Raw genomic sequence first — 5,075 nt, 5'->3', positions numbered from 1 at the left:
GGTGGGCCAGACCCAGAACCTCTGGGAAAGCGGAAGAAGAAATTTCCTGACCCCATAACGACGCTTGAAGTCGGCTGGACACTAGTTTTACGCCCTCTCTCATAAAGTTTGTCAGGCCGTCAGAGCACCGTACTCAAGTTTCTTGATAGCGCGTGGCTTCTGCGGTCACTCAGTCGTAATAAGCGGGGGCCTGTTTGAACGAAGGCCAGGCGTCCGGGTCATGACCTGTGACCACATGGGCCTCCTCATGTTCCGCCAGCGCCCGGAGTTTTTGCACGCTGCGAACCGTGTCTACCGTGCTTGCCAGAAAACCGGGCAGGGCTTTTTCTTCCCAATGGTCGACGGTGTAAGCGGCGTCTACAGCCAGCAGGTATTTTTCAGCGCTGGGAAGACTAACTAAAAAGCTCTGGTGGCCGGGAGCATGACCAGGTGTATAGAACATACGAATCACGCCATCGCCATACAGGTCGTAACCGTCGGTGGCTTCGCCGTTCAGGAATTGCCACTTCAGACCGGGCTTATCAAAATCCTTGCGGATGTATCCGCCCGCCGCGAACCAGTCGGGCGTAAAGGCATACTCGTATTCATTGCGCTGCACGATATGCGTGGCCTTTGGAAAGCGGCCGATGGCCCCCGTATGGTCAAGGTGCAGGTGACTTTGCAGCACATACCGGACGCTGTCTTTCGCAATGCCTAGCTTTTGCAGTTGGGCTTCTACGCCCTGCTCAGGGGTCATGTCGGGCCAGTACACCGTGGTAATTCCGCCCCAGTGGCCTTCGGGATCGGTGGCGCACTCCACCGCGTTGCCACCGTCAATTACGACATTTCCCTTGGGATGGGTGATCAGGTACCACGGCACCGGGATTTCGTAAGGAGCGGGGTCGGCGTTCATTTTAATGTTGTTGGTCTTGCATTTGAGGGTGCCGGATTGAAACATGTAGAGGCGGATGGGCGTGTCCTGCTGCTTTTCTAACTGCCTAGTATCGGTCATCTTCGGCCCCTTTCTGGTCTTTACCAGTTGTGCATGGACTGACGGAAAATTTGGTCAAGGTCGTCGCGGGTCGGCTGTTTGGGGGCCACCGCCAGTAAGCGTTGCTGCTTCAAGGCCCCGTCAATCAGGGCAGGAATATCGGATTCGTCGTAGCCGAGGGCGGCCACCCCACTCGGTGCCCCCACGTCCTTCATCAGACTTAGGAGGGCCTTGGGCAGGGCGTCACGGTCATCCGGGGCGTACTGCTCTCCTGTCAGGAATTCAGCAGCCTGGATGTGTTTGGCGGGGTCGGCATCAAAGGTAAAGCGGAACGACGCAGGCGAGGTCACAATCACGCTACAGCCGTGCGGCACGAACACCTTGTCGCCAGGGTAACCGGGGTCGCGGTACTGGTGCTTAAGGCCCGCAATGGGGTAAGCACACGAATGCGGAATATGCACACCCGCCGACCCAAATCCAATGCCTGCCATTGTCGCGCTGAGCATCATGAAGCCGCGCGCTTCTACATCGTCTCCGTCTTTGACAGCGCGGCGCAGGTACTGCCCCCCATATCTCAGTGCCTGAGCTGACCACAAATCGGCCACCGGGTTGCTGCCCTGATAGGGTGGACGGTCATCAGGAGTCGCTGGACGTTCACGGGTGGTATACGGGCGACTCAGGAAACTCTCGGCAGCATGACAAACCACATCCAACCCGGCTGAGGCAATAACGGCACCCGGCGCAGAGCGGGCCAGTTCCGGGTCCACGATGGCCTGGGCAGGCCGCATGTACCTATGACTGATGCCCGTTTTGATTTTCAGCTTGGGAATATCGAGGATGGCGACCGTGGTGGCCTCAGAACCGCTGCCCGCCGTGGTAGGAATAGCCAGCAGAGGCTTCAGCGGCGAAGGCGGTTTCTTTCCAGCGCCCACAGGTGGATTGACGTAATCCATGATTTCGCCGCCATGCGTGACCAGCAGGTTGGCGACTTTTGCGGTGTCGATAGTGCTTCCCCCACCAATCGCCACAAAGGAATCGGGATGTGCGCTTCTGGCAGCCTGCACCGCTCTCTCCAGGGCCTCAATAGACGGCTCGGTATCCACATCCGAGTACAGCACCAGGTCAAGTCCCACTGCCCTTAACGATTCAAGGATGTGCTCAGCGATCCCCAGGCGCTGCACCTCCGGGTCAATCACGACGAAGGCCCGCTGACCACCCAGGCGCTTCATCTCCCAGCCAGCGTCGTATGCGGCCCCCGGCCCGAATTTGACAGGCGTAGCCTCTACCGTAAACAGCGATTCATGACGAAGTTCGTCGCTCATCACAGTCCTCCCTTGTTGTGCTGGTGTTGGTTGTTGTGTTGGTACGCCTAAGACTATACCTCAGAAGTTGTGCCTAGAGCATTTTGCAAAAAGATGGTGCTCTTTTGACCATCTTTTTGCCACGTGGAACAGGTAAAAAAGAAAGAGCAGGACTTAGAATGAAGGGGGCGGCGGTGTTGTTCCGACGTGCCCATCATTTCGGAGAACTGCTCTAAATGCAGCCTGCGAAATCGCTCTCAGACAAGAAAATCACAAACCGCTACGGGCCTTCCGGTAACCGCCACTCTACCGGGGTGCGTCCGCGCTGCTCCAGGGCGGCATTGACCCTGGAAAAGGGCCGGGTTCCCAGAAAGTACTGTTCGCTCAGCGGGGACGGGTGCCCCGACTCAATCACCACGTGATTTTTTCCGGTGATCAACTTCTTCTTCCTGCGGGCGTAACTCCCCCACAGCACAAACACGACCCGTTCCTCCTGGGCATTCACGGCCTTGATGACGGCGTCGGTAAACTGCTCCCATCCTCTGCCCTGGTGACTACCCGCTTGCCCGGCCCGCACTGTCAGCACCGCGTTCAGCAGCAGCACGCCCTGCACGGCCCAGGCCCTGAGATCACCGTGTCTGGGAGCGACAAACCCCGGAATGTCTTCTGCCAGTTCTCTGTAGATGTTACGCAGGCTCGGTGGAATACGCAGGCCAGGCTGCACGCTGAAGCTCAGGCCGTGCGCCTGACCGGGTCCGTGGTAAGGGTCTTGCCCAAGAATAAGGACCTTGACCTGGGTAAGCGGCGTGTAGCGCAGCGCATTGAACACGTCGGGGGCTGGCGGGTAAATGGTGTGTTTGCGACGTTCCTCCACCAGAAAATCCTTGAGATCATGGAAGTACGGCGCAGAGAACTCGTCAGCGAGCGCCTCTTTCCAATCTTCGGGCAGGTTGGCTGGGTACAGCGGCGCACCCTTCGGAACGGCGAGGCCAAACAGATCCGGCTGGCCCCTCATTTCCTGGTGACGCCGAGTCACCCGGCGCGGCGCTGGTTTTTCCGGTAGCCCCGCTTCCCGCCGCTGAGCACGCTGCGCCGCCTTCTTCCGGCTACCGTGCTTGACGTACAGCCGCTGGGCCTCGCGTTCAAAATCATCCGTCGCCCTGAGCGCAAAAATCCGTTCTCTGGCAAGCCGGGCTGCCCGGGGCGCATCGACGACTGGCGGCGGGTAAACCAGTCGCCCTGCTCCACTCCATTCCCAGGGCGCGTGAATAAAGTCGGTAGGCACACCAGCGAGTTCCGGCACCCAGCGGCGAGTAAACTCGCCCTGGGGGTCTTGTTCACGGGATTGCCGCACCGGATTGTAGATGCGGACACGGTTGATCCCGACGGTACTGCTCTGCATCTGCATCTGCGACCAGTGAATCCCCGGCTCGTTGTCGAGCCACTGCCGTGCCAGGTACAAGCCGGGCTGCCGCCAGTGAAGCCAGAGCAGTTGGCTGGAAAAAGACACCAGCATGGCGCGCATCCGGAAGTTTAGCCAGCCGGTCGCCAGCAGCATCCGCAGACAGGCGTCTACCAGTGGATACCCTGTCTGCCCGGCCTGCCAACGCCCGAAGTGTTCCTGATTCCAGTCTGGTTCGCCCACATCGGGGCGCAAGCCGTCGAAGACCGGGTTAAGGTTACGCCACTCCATTTCCGGTTCACTCTCGAGCCGCTGGATAAAGTGACAGTGCCAATGCAGCCGCGATTCATAGGACCGCAGCGAGCGCACCCAGCGTGGATCAGCGGCGGGGTCACCTGTCACGGCGGCCAGCCGCTGCCGCGTAGCCTGCAACACGTCCCGTAGAGAAACCGTTCCGAAGGCGAGCGGGGCCGAAAGCCGCGAACAGCTTGTCTCGGCGCTCAGGGGGCTGCTCATTTCGCGCATGTAGTTGACCCCGCGCACCGTAAGAAAGGACCTCAAGGTGGCCTGCGCCTCATGCTCGCCGCCCGTAGGAATGGTCTTGGCACTGAGCGGTACCCCCAGTTCAGCGTGCGTGAGCAGGCCAAGCGGCGGCAGGTCGGCACCGCGCAGCGCTCTTGGCGGCGGCACCAGTGGGGCGGACATACGCTCTTCCCACAGGTCGGCCCAGCTGTCGCGCCCGCCCTCTCCCCGGCTCTTCAAACGGCGCACCACCCCGTTTTGCGCTACCTCCGTAAAGGGAAGGCCGCGCGCGCGTGCCCAGGCATGCACGCGCAGGTCGCGCTGGAAGCTGACCATGTTGCCGGTTTCCTCGTGTGCCCAGAGCGCCGCAATCTCGGTTTCCCGGCTCAGCTGCTCAAGCACCTCAGTCACTTCACCCTGTCGGATAATCAGGGGCGCTCCCAGGGCCGTCAGGCGAAGGCGCAACTCGTCCAGGCAGTCATTGAGATAGCGCAGGTGATGGCCGTCAAATTCCTCATGGTGCAGCTGCTCAGGTTCGTAGATGTACAGCGGCAGCACCCGTCCGCGCTGCGCGGCTTCCCACAGGGGTGCGTGGTCACGTATACGCAAGTCTTTCTTGAACCACACCACCTGTACAGCGAGAGACGAAGGCACCCCGACACTTTAAAGCACCCCTGGGAGCCTGAGAACCTGTTGGAAAAACGTCTCTGATAAGTCGCTCCTGGCTACAGGCGTATCCGGGAAAAGCGCCCAGACCCGCTCGGCCAGCCGCACTGCGAGTCTACGGCGCCAATTCTGTATGTTTCCTTAGAGGCTGTCTGAGGCCCATATCGTCGGAGTATCCATGCTGCCCTCTTCATCAGGCGCACAATCGCTGGAG

The 5,075-nt window shown here is 60.1% G+C and carries 3 protein-coding genes; all 3 read right to left on the bottom strand.

Features of this window, described 5'->3' with window-relative positions; translation table 11 throughout:
- Positions 1-169: 169 nt before the first annotated feature.
- The 3 genes from attM to ung all read right to left on the bottom strand — a co-directional run bounded on the left by attM (position 170) and on the right by ung (position 4,849).
- Entirely contained in the window at positions 170-991 is an 822-nt protein-coding gene (gene attM, locus QZ269_RS11920; RefSeq protein WP_291426928.1) for an N-acyl homoserine lactonase AttM, read from the bottom strand.
- A gap of 20 nt (positions 992-1,011) precedes the next feature.
- Positions 1,012-2,292, bottom strand: a complete 1,281-nt coding sequence (locus QZ269_RS11915) for a hydroxyacid-oxoacid transhydrogenase (RefSeq protein ID WP_291426927.1) — start codon at positions 2,290-2,292, stop codon at positions 1,012-1,014.
- A 259-nt stretch (positions 2,293-2,551) separates the two neighbouring features.
- A complete protein-coding gene (gene ung / locus QZ269_RS11910; protein ID WP_291426926.1) occupies positions 2,552-4,849 on the bottom strand; it encodes a uracil-DNA glycosylase in 2,298 nt (765 codons plus the stop codon).
- Positions 4,850-5,075: the final 226 nt, after the last annotated feature.

The sequence above is a fragment of the Deinococcus sp. genome (genome assembly GCF_018260405.1).
Classification (GTDB): domain Bacteria; phylum Deinococcota; class Deinococci; order Deinococcales; family Deinococcaceae; genus Deinococcus.
This window is presented reverse-complemented; position numbering and strand designations above follow the sequence as displayed.

What these genes read in the sequence shown, in the direction of transcription:
- attM (WP_291426928.1), bottom strand. Translation starts at nt 991, where the DNA reads ATGACCGATACTAGGCAGTTAGAAAAGCAGCAGGACACGCCCATCCGC.
- QZ269_RS11915 (WP_291426927.1), bottom strand. Translation starts at nt 2,292, where the DNA reads ATGAGCGACGAACTTCGTCATGAATCGCTGTTTACGGTAGAGGCTACG.